Origin of the sequence: Sphingobium cloacae, from assembly GCF_002355855.1 — a bacterium.
Lineage (GTDB): Bacteria > Pseudomonadota > Alphaproteobacteria > Sphingomonadales > Sphingomonadaceae > Sphingobium > Sphingobium cloacae.
In genome coordinates, this window is record NZ_AP017655.1 from 2046209 (window position 1) to 2066124 (window position 19916).

Sequence of the window (19916 nt, forward strand, 5' to 3'; positions counted from 1 at the left end):
GGGCGCTGTCCGAACATCGCGGCTTTTGAAGCACAGGGCGGAGAGGCTACCGCGCGAAAATTGCGGTGGCATCCCGGATAAAAGGATATGCAGGCCGGTATGAGCGTAATGATGGGAATGAAATGGTCGATCATTGTCTTTGCCAGCGCGCTCGTCCTCGGTTTTCTCGGCATGGGAGCGCTCGGTGCGGCGCTCTACTATGCGTGCTACCCGCTACTGGCGCCATTCTATGGCAATCTCGTCAACTGGCACGGCGACTGGGTCTGGAGCGCGACCATCTGGGCAGGCGTTCTGTGGCCATTCACATTTCTCATTGCAGGCGGGCTCAATCTCTATCTCACGCCTTATGCGCCCGTTCTCCTGAGAGGGGCAGGCTATGTCCTGGTGCTGTGGCTCGGCGCGGCCCTGATCTGGGCGCTCATACTGGCTATATCCTACAAGACGCCGGAAGCGGCCTGTGCCGAGACCGGCAGCGCGCGTTTCGGGCCTTGCACACGGGCAGACATCATGACCGGGAACGCGACGCCCGTTTCCGCGCGAACAGGCGCCGCCATCCGATCACGACGCCGCTCATGGAAATGACGATGCCTGCCACGGACAGGAGCCAGACGACGATATGCCGCAGCGGCGGCCAGACAAGCAGCCACGGCAAATCAAAGCTGTGCAGCGCATTGAACAGCCAACGGTAGGAGCGCCCGCCCGATCCCAGCTTTCCGAGCAACGCGCCCGTGACCGGATCGATGTGGAGCCATGTGTGGGAAGGATCGTCGAATTTCAGCCGCCATATCGGCAGCGGCCGGCTGTCATCCCGTTCGTCGCCCGTCGAATACCAATAGCGGTCGGGGCGCTCCAGACGCTCCATGTCGACGAGTCGGGCGCCAGGCATGGCTTTCCCCGCCAGGGCGGCAATGCGCGTCCAGTCCAGGGCCACCACACCGGCCGTCCGCCCATCCAGCAACGTGGCAGGTCCGCGCCCCCACAGGCTGATGACCGGATCGCCGCCCAGATAGGCGAAACGCAGTTCGCGGGCGCCATGCGCGATCCGGGTCAGCGCCGCGATGTCGGTCGCGGGAAAGCCGGGCTTTGCGCCGACATAGAGGCTGGCCGCATCGGCATGGCTCCTGTCCCGCAGTCCGCCCCAGGGACTCATCGAGAGCCAGCCGCTGAAGACCCAGCCGATGAGAAACACGCCGCCGAGCAATCCGATGACATGATGCCATTTCATCCAGCCCGCATAGGGGCTGATCGAACCCGACCGATACCGCCGGGTCAGGCGGACGCGCAGCATGCCGACCCAGAAACCCGCGACCGCGCCCAACATGCCGATGCCCGATGTCCAGAGCACGACCTGCCGCCACGGTTCCTGAAACAGGCGCAGCGCCTCGAAATAGATCCAGTGCGGGACAGCGCCCAGCCAGTTCCAGAATCGCTCATGCGCGGTCGTGTTCTGCACGACCTCCCCGGTCTTCTGGCTGACATAGATGTCGGTCGACGCCGGATCGGCGAGCCGCACGCGCCAGAAGGGCGCCATCGCGTGATAGGCGCGGGTGACGACCCATTGGTCATGGGCAACGGGATCGACGGAGAGCGCCCGCGCCCCGGCAAGCTGCTCCGCGATCTGCCGGGCGCGGGGCGCGTCGACGCCGCCGATCTCCCGGCCGGTCCTTGCCGACACCGCCCGCCGCCCTGCTTTCGTGACGAAGCGATAGACGGGCTCCCCGCCTGTCATGCCCAGCCGCATCTCGGCGGGGAAATCCTTTTCGCCCAGGCTCGCCAGGGCCTGGCCGGGATCGACATGCACCTGCGGCCAGTCGATCGGCGCTGCCGTCCCGACCCGCTCCGGCGCGCGAAAGGATGGGAAAGACACATAGAGCATCACCAGTCCCGACAGGAACCAGATGGCGAAAAGGAGGCAAAGGATGATGCCCGTCCAGCGGTGGAAGACGTAAAGCCAGCGCTTCGCCTTCTTCCAGAGGGCGACGGGGACGGTTGGTCCCCGCCGCGCCGCTTGCCCCGGGTCAGAAGCCGACATGGAGCGTCGCTTCCACCGTGCGCGGGTCTCCCAGCACCCATTGCGTCGCGCCATAGGTGGAGCGGGCATAGGTTTCGTTGAAGACATTGCGCAGGCGCAAGGCGATGCTGGCCCCTTCGACCAGTTGCCGCCTCAGGCCGATATCGGTGAGGGTATAAGCGGGCACCACGCGGGTGTTCGCTGCGTCCTGATACCGCTTGCCGACATGGCTGACGCCGCCGTCGACGACCCACCCTTCGGCGAACTCCCAGCTGACGAAGGCATTGGCGCTTTTCGCCGCGACATTGCTCGGCCGGTTACCGGCGCGCTGGAAGAGGACGCCGCCCACGGACTCGGTGAAATCGTCGTAGCGCGCCCGCAGCAGCGCGCCGTTGAGGGTGATGCTGAAACCGTCCACCGGCTCCAGGAACAGGGATGCTTCGACCCCGCGCGAGGATTGCTGGCCGACCTGGACCTGGATGGTGGGCACCAGGGGATCGGAAGTCAGCAGCTTGCGCTTCACGATGTCATAGACCGCCAGCGTCCACTGGCCGCGCGTTCCCCAGAAGACATGCTTGATCCCGGCCTCATATTGGCGGCCGGTCGACAGGTCGAAGGCGCTTTGGGCGAAGCTGGTGGAAACGAGCGCGCCCACCGGATCGGCCGCCGTCGCATATTGTCCGTAGAGCGCCAATGCCGGCACCGGATTATAAACCGCGCCGACGCGCCAGGTGACGGCATCGGGGGTGGCCGTGAAATTATTGGCGGCGTTCACATAATCCGTCTTGGTGATTTCCGGCTGGTCGTAGCGCAGCCCGCCCACCAGCGAGAATTGCTCGCTGAACTTCAGCCGATCCTCGGCAAAGATGGAATATTGGCGGATCTTGTTGGTATAGCGCGGCCTGGTCGGCGCGCTCGCCTGATGGATGAAAAGGCCGGGCACCGGATCGATGGCGTCGACCAGCCGCGTCGCGTTGTTGCCGCTGTTACTGACATTCTTGTAGCTGATCCGGTTGATGTCGAACCCCAGGACCAGCTGGTTTTCCAGTCCGCCGATCTGGTGCGCCAGGTTCGCGGTGGTCCGGTTCCCCGTCTGCTTCTGGATATGGTAGAGTTCGAGAAAGCTCGACTGCCGCACCTGTGCCGGGCTGTCCGCCGTCGCAGGCACATAGGTGACGCTTTCCGCATTCTTCCAATATTTATTGGCCCAGAGATGATAGAAGGTGCTGCGGATCGTCAGCGCTTCGGAAGGAGTCCATTCCACCTTCGCCTGACTCCAATTGTCCCGGAAGCGCAGGTTGGCGTCGGCGGCATTGTAATTGTTGCGGCGAAGCGACCGGTCGAGCTTGCCGTTCACCAGCGGTACGCCGAACCAGGTGCGCGGGCTCTGGCTGCTATAGTCGTGCGAAAGGGTGATGCTGAGGTCCGCAGCCGGTTTCAGCCGAACCGCCCCGGAAAGCGCCAGCGCATGGGAATCCCCCCGATCCATCCAGCCTTCCGACCGACGATAGCTGGCATCGGCGCGGAAGCCGACGCCCGCGACGACCGGACCGCCCGCCCCCGCCGCAACGTTCAGGCTGTCATAGGACGCAAAGCCGATGCGGCCGCTGGCCATCATCTCGTCCGAAGGTTCTTTGCGCACGACGTTGACCGCGCCGCCAATAGCGCCCTCGCCATAGAGGACCGAGGCGGGACCGCGCAGGATTTCCACGCTCTGCGCCATCCACGGATCGGCCGGGAAAGTCAGCGTGTTGTTGTACATGCGCATCCCGTCATAAAGCGTCATAACCGAGTTCTGTCCGGTGAAACCGCGCGCCGAGAGGCCGTAGCCGAACACGCCCGACATATTGACGATACCGGTCGCGCGGGCGGCCGCATCCTGGATGGTGAGGTCGCCGCGCAGGCGAATCGCATCCCCATCCAGCGTTTCGACGCTGGCGGGCATCTCCAGCGGCGTCAGGCCAAGACGGCTCGCGCCTTCGGTCTTATGGTTCAGGCGGAGCGGATCGACCGTGCCGGTGACGACGATCGTCGCATTGTCCGCCACCGCACCGGGATGCTCGGCGTGGACAACGACCGGTGCGGCCAGTGCCGGGACCGCGATCGCGGCCGAAACATATTTCAACATTCTCTTCCCCCGTCGGCGTCTCACGACAAATGGGCGGGGGCGTGCCGTTCGCGAACGGTCGGCAACCGGCATCGGCCGGACGCCTGAGGCGACCGACACGCGGCTCCGATGCGGCCCCTGCCGCTCGTTCGTCGCTCAGACGGAGTTCACCGTGCCGCGGCCATCCCCTGGACCAGGGCAAGAGCGACCAGACGCCGGCAGGTCTCCTGGCTCATGGGTCATCGCTTGACATACGGCCTTCCCAGGCCCCGCAGGATTTAGCGTCCGGCCCAGTGGCTGGCGGCTCGGGCGCAATGCCGTCCGCACTTATATGTCGCGCTCGCCACTTACAGTTGCAGGGACAGCTGCGGGATAAGGCCTCGAACGACCCGCACCGCATTCCCTTTTCATCCCCGTCTCCGGGGAAACCGACGCGATCTTCATCCTCCCTACGGCCGAAGGACGCGGAAAGGACAAGGCTCTTTATATTTTAGGCTTGAACTAGGCAATAGCTATCCGACAGGGTCCGGCTGGCGCGGTCGCATCATGGCCGCCAGCGGCAGAAATCATCCTGCATGGCCCGGTCCAATGTCGCGCGGCAATCCGCATAGGCCGGGTGGGCCGGTTCGATCACGCCCATCGCCATGTCGGGCAACTGCGCCTGCGGCACGAAGGCAATCGGACAGGCAACCGGCACCAGTTGCGATCCCGCGCCGACCTGCAAGGTTGTCAGCAGGCCGAACATCCGCCCCTCGCGCGTCGGACGGCTGAGGATGATGAGCCGGTGCTGCCCCTGCTCATTGGTCGAAAGATAGATATGTCCCGACAGGTTGGGCATCGACACATGGCCCGACTGGGCGAAGGCGCCGTCCGCGCGGTCCGCCTCGGCGAAGCGCAGATAGCCCGCCGCCTCGTCCCATGCGACCCGCGTCCGATAGGCGATGACCGCGCCCGGCGTGCCGAAACTGGCCCGCAGCGTCACATAATCCTGTTCGATCCAGCGGATCGCGGCGCGGCTGTAGGCACCCATATGATCGGGCGCCAGATCACGCCCCACACCCGGATCGCCACCATTCCCGCCACGCAACGCCGCGCCCAGCGCCTCCTCGATCCTCACTACCGTCGCCAGGGTGAAGGGGCGGCTGCCCGATAGCGCCTTTTCCAGCGTCGACAGGCTGATCCGCGCCATATCCGCCAGCGCCTGCCGCGACATGCGCCGCCGCGCCAGTTCTTCGCGCAGCCTTTCGGCAAATCCCTCGTCCGCTTCCGGCTGCATCGGCTTCCCCCATAAGGACCGGACAATTCCGCACAAAACCGCACAATCCGTCAAGCCCCTTCGCGCGCGCCGCACATCCCTGCCCGCTCCGGCAAGAAACGGCATGGCTTGCCGATGGCTGTCCGGCATGGCGCGCGCCTAGTGGAAAGGCTCCTCATTTCATGGAGTCCGCCATGCCCCTTTGCCTCTTTCCCCGCCGGTCGCGCAGTCGTCTGGCGCTCGGCCTCTCGCTGCTTCTGGGCCTTGTCGCCCTCATCTTCCTGACGAGCCGCCTCACCGCCGCCGAACCGGCCGCCGATCCCGACGCCATCGGCAGCGGCACGCTGATGCTGCAAGGAAAAGGGGTCGCCACCGCCATGCCCGCCATGCGGCTGGGCACCGACATGGACGTAACCGTCAGCGGCCAGACCGCCCGCGTGCGCGTGACGCAGGCGTTCCGCAACAGCGGCAATCAGTGGATGGAGGCGACCTATCTCTACCCGCTGCCGGAAGAGGGCGCGGTCGACAGCCTGAAGATGGTAGTCGGCCAGCGCGTCATCATCGGCCATATCAAGCGCCGGGAGGAAGCCCGCGCCATCTACGAGAAAGCCCGCGAGGAAGGGAAGAAGGCGGGCCTCGTCGAATCCGAACGCCCCAATCTGTTCCGCAACAGCGTCGCCAATGTGGGACCGGGCGAGACGGTGCTGATCTCCATCGAATATCAGGCCCCCGTCCGCCAGCTCAGCGGCGAGTTCGCGCTGCGCCTGCCGCTGGTCGCGGGGCCGCGCTACACGCCGCAGCAGACCCCCGCCGCCGACGCGCAGGCCGTGACCGCGCGCCTCGCGCATCCCACGCTGGGCAAGGATCTGAACCCCGTTTCGATCACCGTCCGCCTCACCCCCGGCTTCAAGCCCGCCAATCTCATCAGCCCCTGGCACCGCATCGCGGTCGAGCAGGACGGCGAGCAGAACCGCACCATCCGCCTCGCCGACGGCGAAGTCCCCGCCGACCGCGACTTCGAGCTGCGCTGGCGTTCGGCCAGCGCCGATCCGACGATCGGCCTGTTCCGTCAGACCCTGAATGGCGAAGATTATCTGATGGCCGCCATCACCCCCCCGATGCAGGAGCGGAAACGCGCCGCGCCTCCCCGCGAAATGGTTTTCGTCATCGACAATAGCGGCTCCATGGGCGGCCAGTCGATGGATGCGGCCAAGGACAGCCTGCTCTATGCGCTCGGCACGCTCCGCCCGCAGGACCGCTTCAACATCATCCGGTTCGACGACACGATGACGCGCCTGTTCGACGACAGCGTCCCCGCCACGGCGGAGCAGATCGCGCTGGCCCGCCGCTTCACCGAGGGGCTGGAGGCCAATGGCGGCACCGAAATGCTGCCCGCGCTGCAATCGGCCCTGATCGACAGCCGTCCCGCCGACATGCAGGGCGTCCGCCAGATCGTCTTCCTGACCGATGGCGACATCTCCAACGAGAAGGAGATGATGGCCGCCATCGCCGCGAAGGCAGGCCGCAGCCGCATCTTCATGGTCGGCATCGGCTCCGCGCCCAACCAGTATCTGATGCGCCGCATGGCCGAAGCGGGCCGGGGCACCTTCACCAATGTCGGCACCGGCGAGGAAGTCGCCGCGAAGATGACGGCGCTGCTCGACCGCCTCGCCAGCCCCGCCGTCCGCGACCTCAAGGTCAGCGTCGAAGGCGCCAGCCTCGACCTGACCCCGCGCAAGCTGCCCGACCTCTATGCGGGCGAACCGCTGGTCCTGCTGGGCCGGGAGAAGCTGATCGGGGGCAACGCGCCTGGCGGAAAGCTGACCGTCACCGGCATGATCGGCGACAAGCCCTGGTCGCAGACCTTGGACCTGCGTGACGCCGCCGAAAGCCCCGCCGTCGCGAAGCTCTGGGCCAACCGCCGCATCGCCGATGCCGAAGCCGCCCGCTGGGCCGATGAGACGGACGACGCCACCGCCGACGAAACCATCGCGCAACTCGGCCTCGCCTACTCCATCGTCACCAGCCAGACGAGCCTCGTCGCGGTGGACGAAACCCCGGCCCGTCCCGAAGGCGCGAGCCTGACGCGGGAGGAACTGCCGCTGCTGCTGCCCGCTGGCTGGGATTTCGATGTCCTCTTCGGCGGACAGGCCGCCGGGGCCGCGAAGGGCGGCGACACGCAGCCCGCCGAACAGGCGCAGGCGATGGACCTGCCCCAGACCGCCACCGGCTATATGGGCATGATCGCCGGGGGCATGGCCCTGCTGCTCATCGGCCTTGCAGGGCTTGGCATCCAGCGCCGGAAGGTCCGCGCATGACCGCCGCCGCCGCGATGAAAGGGGGACGCGCCTTCAGGCGCGTCCTTCCCACGATCCTCCTGACGGCGCTCTGCCTGCTCGGCCTCACCCTGATGGCGAGGGGCGCGATCGTCCCGATCAAGGCATGGGCCGCGCAAATCCTGCTCGACCGCGCCTTCGACCAAAGCCTTGCCCGCCACCAGCCGGTCAAGCCATGGCCCTGGGCCGACACCGCCCCTGCCGCCCGCATCGCCGTGCCGCGTCTGGGCGTCAGTCAGGTCGTGCTGTCGGGTGGATCGGGACAGGCCATGGCGTTCGGCCCCACGGTCATGCCCGCCAAGCCGCCGGTCACGATCATGGCCGCCCACCGCGATACCCATTTCGCCTTCCTAAAATCGGTGCGCCCCGGCGACATGGTGGAGGTCCAGTCCATCGATGGAGAAACCCACCGATACACCATCATCGGCTCGACCGTCGTCCGCTGGGATCGCTTCGCCTATCCGGCGCATCCGGAACGCCCGCTGCTGGCGCTCACCACCTGCTATCCATTCGATGCGAACAGCCATGGCCCCCTGCGCTATATCGTCTGGGCGGAACGGCATGACGGATGAGATTGCCGGCATGATCGGGATCGGCGAGCGGCACGGGAAGGATGGCATCGAGCACTCGACTTTCTCCGCCCGGCAGCTAAAGCTGGGGCCATGATGAAGCTGTTCATTGGCAACAAGGCCTATTCGAGCTGGTCGCTGCGCGGCTGGCTGGCGTGCAAGCTATCGGGCCTGCCCTTCGAGGAGGTGGTCGTCCCCCTCTATGACGAGGCATGGGAAAAGCGGCGCGAAGGCGACGAGTTTGCCCCTTCCTCGGGCAAGGTGCCGATCCTTTGGGACGGCGACGACATCGTCGTGTGGGACAGTCTGGCCATCATCGAATATCTCAACGAGAAATCGGGTGGCGACAAATTCTGGCCCATCGATCCCGCCGCGCGCGCCATGGCCCGTTCCATGGCGGCGGAAATGCACAGCAGCTTCGCCGCCCTGCGCCGTGAGCACGGCATGAACATCCGCCAGATCTACGACCCGGCCCCGGTGTCGGAAGCCGTGGAACAGGACATGGCGCGCATCATGCAGCTTTGGGCGCAGGCCCGCGCCCGCTATGGCGGCGAAGGCGATTTCCTGTTCGGGGCGTTCGGCGCGGCGGACGTGATGTTTGCGCCGGTGGTGACGCGCTTCATCACCTATCAGCTTCCCGTCGCCCGCTTCGCGCAGGCCTATATGCACGCGATCATCGCGCATCCGTGGATGCAGGAATGGATCGGCGGCGCGCAGGCGGAAGAATGGGTGATCGACCGCTTCGAAGCGCCGCCGCAAACCTTGTGAAACCAAGGATGCGTGGCGCTGGCCGCCACGCCCATTCATGCCGAGCCGGGGCTCGATAGAGCTGGCGGCAAGCGACTTCGCGCCTCCCCTGTTTATATTGTGTATTTTATTTGCATGTTTTTCCGCGCCGCTATAGATGCATTTCATATGCATGATTGGAGTCGCGGCGCATGGCCGGGTTGCGGATGGATGAAAGCGGATTGGGACGACTGGTCGACGCTTTCTATGCGCGGATCAGGGAGGATGAGGCGCTAGGCCCCATCTTCAACGACGCCGTGGAGGACTGGCCGGAGCATATCGAGAAGCTGACCGCTTTCTGGTCGTCGGTCATGCTGGCGAGCGGGCGTTACAAGGGTCAGCCGGTTCCCGCGCATAACAAGCATCGCGAACGGATCAGCCCGGCGCTGTTCGACCGCTGGCTGGCTTTATGGGCGCGCACGACCGACGAGATGATGGAACCGCAAGCCGCGCGCGCGTTGCAGGACAAGGCGGCCCGGATCGCCGAAAGCCTGCAACTGGCGCTGTTCTTCCGATTGGATCGCACGGATTCTCCTGGGTGCGTGGCGGCACTGCCATGAGCGTGGCGATCCCGCTGCCCTATCGGTCGACGCCGGTATTCGATCAGGACAGCCTTCCCGCGGCATTGCGCAGCAACCATGCGACGAAGGCCAAGGTCTGGGGCGTGATCCGGGTGATCGAGGGACGGCTGAAGCTGACCTGCCTCGATCCTTTTTCCGAGCGGATGCTGGACCCCGATCATGCGGCGGTGTTGCAGCCCCGACAGGTGCATTTCGTCACGCCCGAAGGCGCGATGAAGATGCGGATCGATTTCTACGACCAGCCGCCCGGCGGCTGATTCCCCGTTTTCATGTCCCAAGGAGGTTTTATGTCGCAGACGTTGAATGAGCAGACCATTGCACTCGTCAAGGCCACCGTTCCCGCGCTGGAAGCGCATGGGCTGGACATCGTGCACGAAATGTATGGGCGCATGTTCCAGAACCCCGACATCCGCGACCTGTTCAACCAGTCGCATCATGGCGACGCCGGGTCGCAGCCTCGCGCGCTGACGGGCGCGATCCTCGCCTATGCCAGCAATATCGACAATCTGGGCGCTCTGGCCCCCGCCGTCGAGCGGATCGCGCAGAAGCATGTGGGCCTGCAGATTTTGCCGGAGCATTATCCGCATGTCGCCGAGGCGCTGCTGGGCGCGATCAAGGCGGTACTGGGCGACGCGGCGACCGATGAGATATTGGCCGCATGGGGCGAGGCTTACTGGTTCCTCGCCAACATCCTGATCGCGCGGGAAAAGCGCGTCTATGAGGAGCAGAAGGGGGCCGAAGGCGGCTGGAACGGCTGGCGCGAGTTCCGCGTCGAACGGGTGGTTCGCGAAAGCAGCGTCATCCGGTCCTTCATACTGCGTCCGGCCGACGGAGGGCCGGTGATCCGGCACAAGGCGGGGCAATATCTGACCTTCTGGTTCGAGATTCCGGGACATCCTCCGGTCAAGCGCAACTATTCCATTTCGGACGCGGCCAATGGCGAAACCTATCGCATTTCGGTGAAGCGCGAGCCGATGGGGCTGGCTTCGGGATGGCTGCACGACCATGTAACAGAGGGAACGATCCTGAAAGTCGCGCCACCGGCGGGCGAGTTCTTCCTGGCCGAGCATCCGGAGCGTCCGGCGGTACTGCTGTCGGGCGGGGTCGGACTGACGCCGATGGTCGCGATGCTGGAGACGATCGCATCGCGCCATCCGCAGCTTCCCACATGGTACATCCATGGCACGCATGACCGCGAAACCCATGCGATGCGCGACCATGTGCGCGCCGTCGCGGCGAAAGGGAGCGCGATCAAGGTCGTGGATTTCCACCAGACGCCGCTGGCCGGGGAAGTGGCCGGGCAGGATTATGACTATCCGGGGATCGTCACCGACGAATGGCTGATCGCCAACACGCCGGTGGGCGAGGCGGATTATTATATCTGCGGGCCGCGTCCCTTCCTGCGCGCCGCCGTTTCCGCGCTGTCGCTCGCCGGCGTGGAAGCGGGGCGCATCCATTATGAATTCTTCGGGCCGGCGGACGAATTGCTCGCCGCCTAGGGAAAGGATTTCCGCATGGACGACTTCATCCTGGCGCGCGTCCTTCATGTCGTCGCAGTGCTGATGTGGATCGGCGGCGTGGCGTTCGTGACGCTGGTGGTGATGCCGTCCGTGCGGGCCGGGCATGAGCCGGAGGACAGGCTGGCGGCCTTTCACCGGATAGAGGGCCGCTTCGCCCCGCAGGCGCGGTGGTGGGTGCTGATCGCGGGGGCGAGCGGGCTGTGGATGACGTGGCGGGCGGATATATGGGACCGTTTCGCCGATCCGCGCTTCTGGTGGATGCACGCCATGCTGATCCTCTGGCTGCTCTTCGCGGCGATGCTGTTCGTGGTGGAGCCTTTGTTCCTGCACCGGCGGCTTAAGGCGTCCGCCGATCCCGCCGCGGATTTCGCACGGATGGAACGGATGCACCGGATCGCGCTGGCGGCGTCCATCGTGACGGTGATCGGCGCTGTCGGGGGCAGTCACGGTCTTTTTTGAAGAAGGGCCATGCGGGCGGCGCGGAAACGGCTATCGATCGAGAAGGAACATCAAACAAAAGAGGCCGGAAGCATATGCCCCGGCCCCTTTTTTTTTGGATTTTACGCCTGATATCAGGATCAGCCGACGATCTCTTCCGGCTTGAAGAAATAGGCGATCTCGATCGCGGCGTTTTCCTCGCTGTCCGAACCATGCACCGAATTGGCTTCGATCGATTCGGCATATTCCTTGCGGATCGTGCCTTCGTCGGCATTGGCCGGGTTGGTGGCGCCCATGATGTCGCGGTTGCGTTTCACGGCGTCCTCGCCTTCCAGCACCTGCACGACGACCGGGCCGGAGATCATGAAGGCGACCAGATCGGCGAAGAAGGGGCGTTCCTTGTGGACCGCGTAGAAGCCTTCGGCCTGTTCGCGGCTCATGCGGATGCGCTTCGATGCGACGACGCGCAGGCCCGCTTCCTCCAGCTTCTTGGTGACGGCGCCCGTCAGGTTGCGACGGGTCGCATCGGGCTTGATGATCGAAAAGGTGCGCGTGACGGCCATGAGACCCGAAAACTCCGAATTGTTGGGATAAGATCGCGCGCCCTTTAGACCGGGCGGCTTCCCGCCGCAAGAGGCCTATGCGCCGCCGCCCGTCAGGCCACGCGAATCCATTTGCGCCCGTCCTGCCGCCAGAAGCGGGGTTCCACCCCTTCCCGCTTCGCCAGCGTCCGCCAGCTTTCCCGCGCCGCCTCGATCGTGTCGGCATCGAAGAAGTGGAAGGCGCGATCGAACCCCAGCGCCTCGTCCCGCCACCGGCCGTCCGCCAGCGCCACATGCCGCGCGCCATTATCCGCCGCGCAGGCGTGAGACAGCAGGATGGGCTGGACATACTCCCGCCCCTCCCCGGCGCGGCCATGCGCAAGGTAGCTCTCGGGCGGCCCGCTCCAAAGCCCGGCGGAAATCCGTGCCAGCTTTTCCGGCTCATCGGCCACTACCAGCAGCCGCTCCCCCAGGTCCAGGACACGCGCCGCGATGGCGGGCAGCACCTGTTCCACGGGATCGCGGCTCAACTGGTAGAAATCGACCTGCATCAGCCTTCGAACTTGTCCGCCACCAAACGGTCGATCAGCCGCACGCCATAGCCGGTCGCGCCCTTGTCCCACACCGGACCGGGCTTGTCGGCCCACACCATGCCGGCAATGTCGAGATGCGCCCATTTGACGCCATCGTCGACGAACCGCTTGATGAACTGCGCCGCCGTGATCGACCCGGCAAAGCGCGGCCCGATATTCTTCATGTCGGCGATCGGGCTGTCGATCAGCTTGTTATAGGCATCCGACAGCGGGAAGCGCCACAGCGGATCGCCCACCGCCTTGCCGGCCGCGACCAGATCGTCGGCGAGGCCGTCGTCATTGGAGAAGATGCCCGCATATTCGCTGCCCAGCGACACGATCATCGCGCCCGTCAGCGTGGCTAGGTCGACCAGCACCTCGGGATCGTAGGTCTTTTGCGCCCATGTCACTGCATCGCACAGCACCAGCCGTCCTTCGGCATCGGTGTTGAGCACCTCGATGGTCTGGCCGGACATAGAGGTCACGATGTCGCCGGGCCGCTGCGCCGCGCCGTCCGGCATATTTTCGACCAGGCCGCAAATGCCGACGACCCGCGCCTTCGCCTTGCGCCCCGCCAGCGCCTTGATCGCGCCCGCGACCGCGCCCGCGCCGCCCATGTCCCACTTCATGTCCTCCATGCCCGCCGCGGGCTTGATGGAAATGCCGCCGGTATCGAAGGTCACGCCCTTGCCGACGAACACCACGGGCTTCTTCTGGGCGCCGCCCGTGCCGTCCCATTCCAGCGCCAGCAGGCGCGGCTCGCGCATGGACCCCTGCGCCACGCCCAGCAACGCGCCCATGCCGAGTTCCGTCATCGCCGCCTTGTCGAGCACGGTGACCTTGACGCCCAGTTCCTCCAGATGCCGGCAGCGTTCGACGAAGCTTTCCGGATAGAGGATGTTGGCCGGTTCGGACACCAGTTCGCGGGTGAAGGCGACGCCCGCCGCGACGGCGGACAGCCTTTCCCACTCCGCCCCGGCATCGGCGGCAACGACCGTGATCGTCTGGAGCGTGGGCTTCGCCTTTTCCGGCTGGCGCGTGCGATAGGTATCGATCCGCCAGCCGCGCAGCAAAGCGCCGTAAGCCAGCCGCGCCGCATCCTTGCCCGAAACGCCCGCCGGAAACTCGACGGCGGCATGAACCGCGCCGCTGGTCGCCAGCTTCGCCGTCAGCGCGCCGCCCGCCCGTTCCAGATCGGCCTCGCCGCCCGCGCCGATTCCCAGCAGGACGACGCGCAGCACCTTGCCGCCTTCCTCCGCGAAGCTCTCGAAGCTCGTCCCCGCTTCGCCGGTGAAGCGCGCCGCGGCGGCTCCGGCCGTCAATGTGGACGATGCCGCCAACGGCAAAGCTTCGACCGGGCCCTTCGATACGGCCAACACCAGCGTATCGGCGTCGGGGCGGGAGGAGCTGAATGCGATATCCATCCTGGAACCTTTTCTTCATTTCTCATGCGGCCCATGCGGACCCATGCCTGCCAGATAGGCGGCTTTCTTCGTCTGGCAAAGGCCGTTCGACCGATTTTAGAGCAAAAGAGCCGCCACGACCGATTGCGGCGCGCGCCAAGCAATGCGATAGGCGATCGCAAAGAAGCGCCCCCGAAAAGGCACAATCCTTTGCAAACAACCCTTTCCTCTTCCCTTTTCCGTTCCGCGCTGCTCGCCGGCGCCGCGCTGCCCATGCTGGCCCTGTCCGCGCAGGCCATGGCGCAGCAGCTCAACGAACCGCAGGCGCCGATCAGCGCGCCCGACGCGCCGGTGCCAGCAACCGATGACGAGATTGGCTTCGCCGCGGACTCGCTGGTCTATGACAGCGATACGGAAATCGTGACCGCCAGCGGCAATGTGCAGCTTCTGCGCGAAGGCAACCGGCTGCGCGCGGACAAGGTGGTGTGGAACCGCAACACGGGCCAGGTGGTGGCGCAGGGCCATGTTTCCGTCACCGATCCGGAAGGCAATACGGCCTATGGCGACCGTTTCGACGTCACCGATACGCTGAAGGACGGCGCGGTCGACAACATGCTGCTGGTGCTGGAACAGGGCGGCCGCCTCGCCGCTGCCAAGGGCGAGCGCGTCAACGGCGTCTATACGCTGCACAAGGCCGCCTATACCGGCTGTTCGGTCGAGGATAGCGACGGCTGCCCCAAGGAGCCCACATGGCAGATCAATGCCGTGAAAGTGACCTACGACCCCAATCGCCAGCGCGTGACCTATAACCGCGCGACGATCGAGCTGTTCGGCTTGCCGCTGATCCCGCTGCCCGGCCTGTCGCATCCGGTGGGCGACAATGGCGGCACGGGCCTGCTCATCCCCAATATCCGCTACGACCGCACCAACGGCTTCGAAGTCGCGCTGCCCTATTATTTCAAGCTCGCGCCCAATCGCGACCTGACCGTCACGCCTCATGTCTATTCCGACACGCTGCCGATGCTGGAAACCAATTTCCGGCACCTGTGGGACCGGGGCGCTTACCAGATCACCGGCTATGTCACCCATGGCCGGCGCGTCGGCATCGGCGAGAGGCTGCCGGGCGGAGGCATCAGCACGGCCAATTCGCAAAAGGACCTGCGCGGCTATTTCGACGCCAGCGGCGGCATGCAGCTGACGCCGGAATGGAGCGTCAACGGATCGCTGCGGGTGGCGACCGACCGCACTTTCCTGCGCCGCTACGACATCAGCCGGGACGACCGGCTGCGTTCAACCCTGGGCGTGCAGCGGATCGGGACCAACAGCTATTTCTCGCTGGCGGGCTGGGCGGTCCAGACGTTGCGCGCGGGCGACCCGCAGGGGCAGACGCCCATCGCGCTGCCCGTCATGGACTATCGCCTGCGGATGGCCGATCCCCTGCTGGGCGGCCGCATCCAGTTGCAGGCAAACACGCTGGCCATCACCCGCACCCACGGGCAGGACACGCAGCGCGCCTTCGCCGCGTTCGAATGGAATCTCCGCAAGCTGACCGGCATGGGGCAGGAGGTGAACTTCACCACCTATCTGCGCGGCGACGTCTATCACAGCAGCGACAACCTGCTGACCAGCGTGGAGAGCTATCGCGGCCGTCCGGGCTGGCAGGCCCGCGGCATCGCCGCCGCCGCCATCGACGTGCGCTGGCCCTTCATCGGCGAAGCGTTCGGCGGGGTGCAGCGGATCACGCCGCGCATCCAGGTCGTTGCCGCGCCGCGCCTGGCGAATCTGTCCGTCCCCAATGAAGACGCCCGCGCCGTCGACCTGGAGGACAGCAACCTCTTCGCGCTCAACCGCTTCGCGGGCTATGACCGTTTCGAGGATTCGACCCGCATCACCTATGGCCTCGAATACAGCCTGACCCTGCCCGATTTTGCGCTGGAAAGCATCGTCGGCCAGAGCTATCGCCTCAACAGCCGGGAAAGCATCCTCCCCGACGGCACGGGCCTGTCGGACCGCACCTCCGACATCGTGGGGCGCACCACCGCCCGCTTCAAGGATTTCATCAGCCTGACCCACCGTTTCCGGCTGGACAAGGACAATCTGGCCATCCGCCGCAATGAGATCGACGCGACCGTCGGCAGCCGCAAGACCTATGTCATGCTGGGCTATCTGCGGCTGAACCGCGACATCGACGACACGCTGGAGGATTTGCGCGACCGTGAGGAACTGCGGCTGGGCGCACGCGTCCAGTTCGCCAAATTCTGGTCTGTGTTCGGATCGACGGTGATCGACCTGACCGACGCGAAGGAGGACCCGTTCAGCCTGGCCGACGGCTATGAGCCCGTGCGGCACCGGCTCGGCATCGCTTATGAGGACGACTGCCTGACGCTGGGCCTCACCTGGCGGCGCGATTATCAGACGACCGGTGACGCCCGAAAGGGCAACGCCTTCCAACTGCGTCTGGCTTTTCGCAATATTGGCATATAAGGATCGGCGTTCCCGCCATCGCTCAGCACGGGTTAAGGCGGACCCGCGCATGACGCGTCGGACCGTATGGAGAGTTTAGTCGACGATGCATTCTGTTTCCCTGTCGAACCGCATCAGCCGGACCATTGGTTTTGGAGCGCGCGCGCTTTTGCTGTCCACCGCCGTATCTGCGATGGCGCTGTCGAGCACGTCGGCGCAGACGGTAGGCGATGACGACATGATCGCGTCGCATCAACTCAACCTGCCGCAGGACATGACCGTCTTCGGCAAGAGCGATCCCAATGTCCGAAAGGCGACGGCCATCGTCAACGGCCGCATCATCACCGGCACGGACGTGGACCAGCGCCTCGCGCTCATCATCGCGGCCAATGGCGGCAAGGTGTCGGACGAAGAGAAGGAAAGGCTGCGCGTCCAGGTGCTCCGCAACCTGATCGACGAAACGCTCCAGATCCAGGAAGCCGCCGCCAACGACATCCGCGTGGCGAAGGAGGAGATCGACGAAAGCTATCAGCGGGTCGCGGCCAATTTCCGCCAGTCGCCCGCGCAGTTCGATCAGTATCTGCGCGCGCAGGGCAGTTCCGCCGCGAGCATCAAGCGCCAGATCGAAGGCGAAATGGCGTGGAGCCGCCTGCTCCGCCGCAACATCCAGCCCTTCGTCAATGTGAGCGAGGAGGAAGTGAAGTCGGTCGTGGACCGGTTGAACGCCTCCAAGGGCGCCGATGAATTCCGCATCGGCGAAATCTACCTGTCCTCCACGCCCGAAAACATGGCGCAGATCGAAGCGAACGCCCGCAACATCATCGAACAGATCAAGCAGGGCGGCAGTTTCCAGGCCTATGCCCGCCAGTTTTCCGAAGCCTCCACGGCGGCGGTCGGCGGCGATCTGGGCTGGGTCCGTCCGGGCCAGCTCCCCGACGCGCTGGCGCAGGCGGCCAATGAAATGCAGGTGGGCCAGCTTGCCGGCCCCATCGCGGTGCCGGGCGGCGTGTCGATCCTCTATGTGATGGACAAGCGCAAGGTGCTGACCGCCGATCCGCGCGATTCGCTGCTCAGCCTGAAACAATTGTCCGTCTCCTTCCCCGCCGGCACCACGAAGGAGCAGGCAAGCCAGAAGGCGGGAGCCTTCGCCGCCGCCGTCAAGGACATCAAGGGCTGCGGTCAGGCCAATGAACTGGGCGCGAAGATCGGCGCCGAGGTCATCGACAATGACAATGTGAAGGTGCGCGACCTGCCGCCGCAGTTGCAGGAAATCCTGCTTGGCCTTCAGGTCGGCGAGGCCACTCCGCCCTTCGGTTCCATCAACGACGGCGTGCGCGTCCTGATCCTGTGCGGCCGCGACGACGCCAGCGCGGGCGGCGCACCCAATGCCGACCAGATCATGGCGCAGATGGAAGAGGAACGGGTCAACAAGCGCGCGCGCATCTATCTGCGCGACCTGCGACGCGATGCCATTATCGAATATAACTGATCCCGCCGCTCTCCCGCCCTTCGCCGTTTCGCTCGGCGATCCGGCGGGGATCGGACCGGAAATCGTCGCCAAGAGCTGGGTCATGCGCGAGGCGCGCGGCCTGCCGCCTTTCTTCGCGGTGGGCGATGCCGCCTCCCTTCGCGCGGTGTGGCTCGGCCCCATCGCGGCCGTCAGCACGCCGGAGGAAGCCATGCAGGCCTTCGGTTCCGCCCTTCCCTGCCTTCAGGTGGCCGAAGCGGGAGAGATCGTTCCGGGCACGCCCAGCATCGACGGCGCCCGCACCGCGCTTCAGGCGCTGGAGGTCGCCGTCGGTCTTGCCCGTACTGGCTCCGCGGCGGGGATCGTCACCGCGCCGGTCGGCAAGGAACAGCTTTACGGCGTCGGCTTCGCCCATCCGGGGCAAACCGAATTCATTGCCGAACGCTGCGGCGTGGCTCCCCATAATGCCGTCATGATGCTGGCCGGGCCATCCCTCAAGGTCGTTCCCGTCACCATCCACATCCCTCTGGCGAACGTGTCCGACGCCCTCACGATCGACCTCATCCGTGCCCGCGCGCTCACCTCCGTCAAGGGGTTGCAGCGCAATTTCGGTATCGCCCGCCCCCGCCTCATCGTCGCGGGGCTCAATCCCCATGCGGGCGAAGGCGGCGCGCTGGGCCGGGAAGAAATCGAGATCATCGGTCCCGCCATCGAATCGCTTCGGGCCGAAGGGCTGGACATCAAGGGGCCTTTCGCCGCCGACGGACTGTTTCATTCGCGCGCGCGGGAAACCTATGACGCGGCGCTTTGCATGTATCACGATCAGGCGCTGATCCCCCTCAAGACGCTGCATTTCGACGATGGGGTGAACATGACGCTGGGCCTGCCCATCGTCCGAACCTCGCCCGATCACGGCACCGCCTTTGGCATAGCGGGCAAGGACAGCGCCAATCCCGGCGCGATGATGGCCGCGCTCAAAATGGCCGCCGAAGCCGCCCGCGCCCGCATCGCGCATGACAACTGAGCTTCGCCCGTCCCTGCCGCCGCTGCGCGACGTCATCGCCGCGCACGGGCTTCAGGCGAGCAAGGCGCTGGGCCAGAATTTCCTGCTGGACGAACAGCTTCTGGACCGCATTGCCGCCATCCCCGGCCCGCTGAAAGGCGAGCGGGCTTTCGAAGTCGGCCCCGGTCCCGGCGGCCTGACCCGCGCCATCCTGCGGACGGGCGCGCGGCTGGTCGCGGTGGAGCGGGATTCGCGTTGCCTTCCTGCCCTCGCCGAACTGGAAACGGCCTTCCCCGGTCAGCTTCGCGTGATCCCGGGCGACGCGATGGAAATCGACGCCCGCGCCGAAGCGGGCGATGGCGCCCATGTCATCGCCAACCTGCCCTATAATGTCGGGACGGCCCTGCTGGTCGGTTGGCTGTCGGCGGGATGGAGCCCGTTGCCTTGGTGGTCGTCCCTGACCCTGATGTTCCAGATGGAGGTGGCCGAAAGGATCGTCGCGAAACCGGGCGGCGACCATTATGGCCGCCTGGCCGTGCTGGGTCAGTGGCGTTCCGACGCGCGCATCGCGATGAAGGTGCATCGCAGCGCCTTCACCCCTCCGCCCAAGGTCATGTCGGCGGTCGTCCACATCACCCCCAAGCCAGCGCCGGAAGGGGTGCAGCTCAAGCATCTCGAACGCTTGACCGCCGCCGCCTTCGGCCAGCGCCGCAAGATGCTGCGCCAGAGCCTGAAGGGACTGCCCGGTGCGCTGGACGCGCTGGAAGCCTTGGGTATCGACCCGCAACGCCGCGCCGAAACGGTGAGCGTCGAGGAATTTGTCGCAGCCGCCCGCCATCTGGGCGAGGCGGCCGCCTGACCC

18 protein-coding genes and 1 riboswitch are annotated in these 19916 nt (G+C 65.7%); of the genes, 12 read left to right on the forward strand and 6 right to left on the reverse strand.

Features of this window, described 5'->3' with window-relative positions; all coding sequences use genetic code 11:
* Window positions 1–99 precede the first annotated feature (99 nt).
* On the forward strand, window positions 100–582 hold the full coding sequence (locus SCLO_RS10190) for a hypothetical protein (protein ID WP_123905479.1): 483 nt from the start codon (window positions 100–102) through the stop codon (window positions 580–582).
* On the opposite strand, the gene SCLO_RS10195 is transcribed toward SCLO_RS10190, so the two are convergent.
* From SCLO_RS10195 to SCLO_RS10205, 3 genes are all read right to left on the reverse strand, one after another.
* Window positions 506–2032 carry a PepSY domain-containing protein gene (locus SCLO_RS10195; RefSeq protein ID WP_066517242.1) on the reverse strand — a complete coding sequence of 509 codons (1527 nt, stop codon included), beginning with the start codon at window positions 2030–2032 and terminating at the stop codon, window positions 506–508. The two genes, SCLO_RS10190 and SCLO_RS10195, sit on opposite strands and share 77 nt — an antisense overlap.
* Window positions 2019–4139, reverse strand: a complete 2121-nt coding sequence (locus SCLO_RS10200; RefSeq protein WP_066517246.1) for a TonB-dependent receptor — start codon at window positions 4137–4139, stop codon at window positions 2019–2021. Before SCLO_RS10200 ends, SCLO_RS10195 begins: the two co-directional genes overlap by 14 nt.
* A gap of 179 nt (window positions 4140–4318) precedes the next feature.
* Window positions 4319–4566: riboswitch (cobalamin riboswitch) on the reverse strand.
* Window positions 4567–4662: 96 nt separating this feature from the next.
* Entirely contained in the window at window positions 4663–5394 is a 732-nt protein-coding gene (locus SCLO_RS10205) for a helix-turn-helix domain-containing protein (protein ID WP_066517247.1), read from the reverse strand.
* Between the two features lie 173 nt (window positions 5395–5567).
* Here SCLO_RS10205 and SCLO_RS10210 point away from each other — a divergent pair, with 173 nt between their 5' ends.
* The 7 genes from SCLO_RS10210 (at window position 5568) to SCLO_RS10240 (ending at window position 11624) form a co-directional block, all read left to right on the forward strand.
* Window positions 5568–7691: a marine proteobacterial sortase target protein gene (locus SCLO_RS10210; protein ID WP_066517248.1), complete on the forward strand. Its 2124-nt coding sequence runs from the start codon at window positions 5568–5570 to the stop codon at window positions 7689–7691.
* The gene (locus SCLO_RS10215; RefSeq protein ID WP_066517250.1) at window positions 7688–8281 is read left to right on the forward strand and encodes a class GN sortase; all 594 of its coding nucleotides are present in this window, start codon (window positions 7688–7690) and stop codon (window positions 8279–8281) included. Before SCLO_RS10210 ends, SCLO_RS10215 begins: the two co-directional genes overlap by 4 nt.
* A 90-nt stretch (window positions 8282–8371) precedes the next feature.
* Entirely contained in the window at window positions 8372–9046 is a 675-nt protein-coding gene (locus tag SCLO_RS10220) for a glutathione S-transferase family protein (protein WP_174521958.1), read from the forward strand.
* A 170-nt stretch (window positions 9047–9216) separates the two neighbouring features.
* Window positions 9217–9624, forward strand: coding sequence for a group III truncated hemoglobin (locus SCLO_RS10225; protein ID WP_066517254.1), 408 nt, complete (start codon window positions 9217–9219; stop codon window positions 9622–9624).
* Window positions 9625–9626: 2 nt separating this feature from the next.
* Window positions 9627–9902, forward strand: a complete 276-nt coding sequence (locus SCLO_RS10230) for a DUF1971 domain-containing protein (RefSeq protein ID WP_096362218.1) — start codon at window positions 9627–9629, stop codon at window positions 9900–9902.
* Between the two features lie 30 nt (window positions 9903–9932).
* A complete protein-coding gene (gene hmpA / locus SCLO_RS10235; protein WP_066517258.1) occupies window positions 9933–11144 on the forward strand; it encodes an NO-inducible flavohemoprotein in 1212 nt (403 codons plus the stop codon).
* A 15-nt stretch (window positions 11145–11159) separates the two neighbouring features.
* Window positions 11160–11624 carry a hypothetical protein gene (locus SCLO_RS10240; protein WP_066517259.1) on the forward strand — a complete coding sequence of 155 codons (465 nt, stop codon included), beginning with the start codon at window positions 11160–11162 and terminating at the stop codon, window positions 11622–11624.
* 119 nt (window positions 11625–11743) lie between these two features.
* Here SCLO_RS10240 and ndk read toward each other — a convergent pair whose 3' ends face one another.
* From ndk to SCLO_RS10255, 3 genes are all read right to left on the reverse strand, one after another.
* Window positions 11744–12166, reverse strand: a complete 423-nt coding sequence (gene ndk / locus SCLO_RS10245; protein ID WP_037461517.1) for a nucleoside-diphosphate kinase — start codon at window positions 12164–12166, stop codon at window positions 11744–11746.
* Between the two features lie 92 nt (window positions 12167–12258).
* Window positions 12259–12696: a DNA polymerase III subunit chi gene (locus tag SCLO_RS10250; protein ID WP_066517263.1), complete on the reverse strand. Its 438-nt coding sequence runs from the start codon at window positions 12694–12696 to the stop codon at window positions 12259–12261.
* Window positions 12696–14141 carry a leucyl aminopeptidase gene (locus tag SCLO_RS10255; protein WP_066517265.1) on the reverse strand — a complete coding sequence of 482 codons (1446 nt, stop codon included), beginning with the start codon at window positions 14139–14141 and terminating at the stop codon, window positions 12696–12698. The genes SCLO_RS10250 and SCLO_RS10255 overlap by 1 nt, the downstream gene beginning before the upstream one ends.
* A 252-nt stretch (window positions 14142–14393) precedes the next feature.
* On the opposite strand from SCLO_RS10255, the gene SCLO_RS10260 reads away from it, so the two are divergent.
* From SCLO_RS10260 to rsmA, 4 genes are all read left to right on the forward strand, one after another.
* Window positions 14394–16604 (forward strand): LPS-assembly protein LptD, encoded by a 2211-nt coding sequence (locus tag SCLO_RS10260; protein ID WP_096362219.1) that lies wholly within the window; start codon window positions 14394–14396, stop codon window positions 16602–16604.
* A gap of 85 nt (window positions 16605–16689) precedes the next feature.
* Window positions 16690–18072, forward strand: a complete 1383-nt coding sequence (locus tag SCLO_RS10265) for a peptidylprolyl isomerase (RefSeq protein WP_066517269.1) — start codon at window positions 16690–16692, stop codon at window positions 18070–18072.
* Window positions 18050–19075, forward strand: coding sequence for a 4-hydroxythreonine-4-phosphate dehydrogenase PdxA (gene pdxA, locus SCLO_RS10270; protein WP_066517389.1), 1026 nt, complete (start codon window positions 18050–18052; stop codon window positions 19073–19075). Before SCLO_RS10265 ends, pdxA begins: the two co-directional genes overlap by 23 nt.
* The gene (gene rsmA / locus SCLO_RS10275; protein WP_066517270.1) at window positions 19065–19913 is read left to right on the forward strand and encodes a 16S rRNA (adenine(1518)-N(6)/adenine(1519)-N(6))-dimethyltransferase RsmA; all 849 of its coding nucleotides are present in this window, start codon (window positions 19065–19067) and stop codon (window positions 19911–19913) included. Before pdxA ends, rsmA begins: the two co-directional genes overlap by 11 nt.
* Window positions 19914–19916 lie beyond the last annotated feature (3 nt).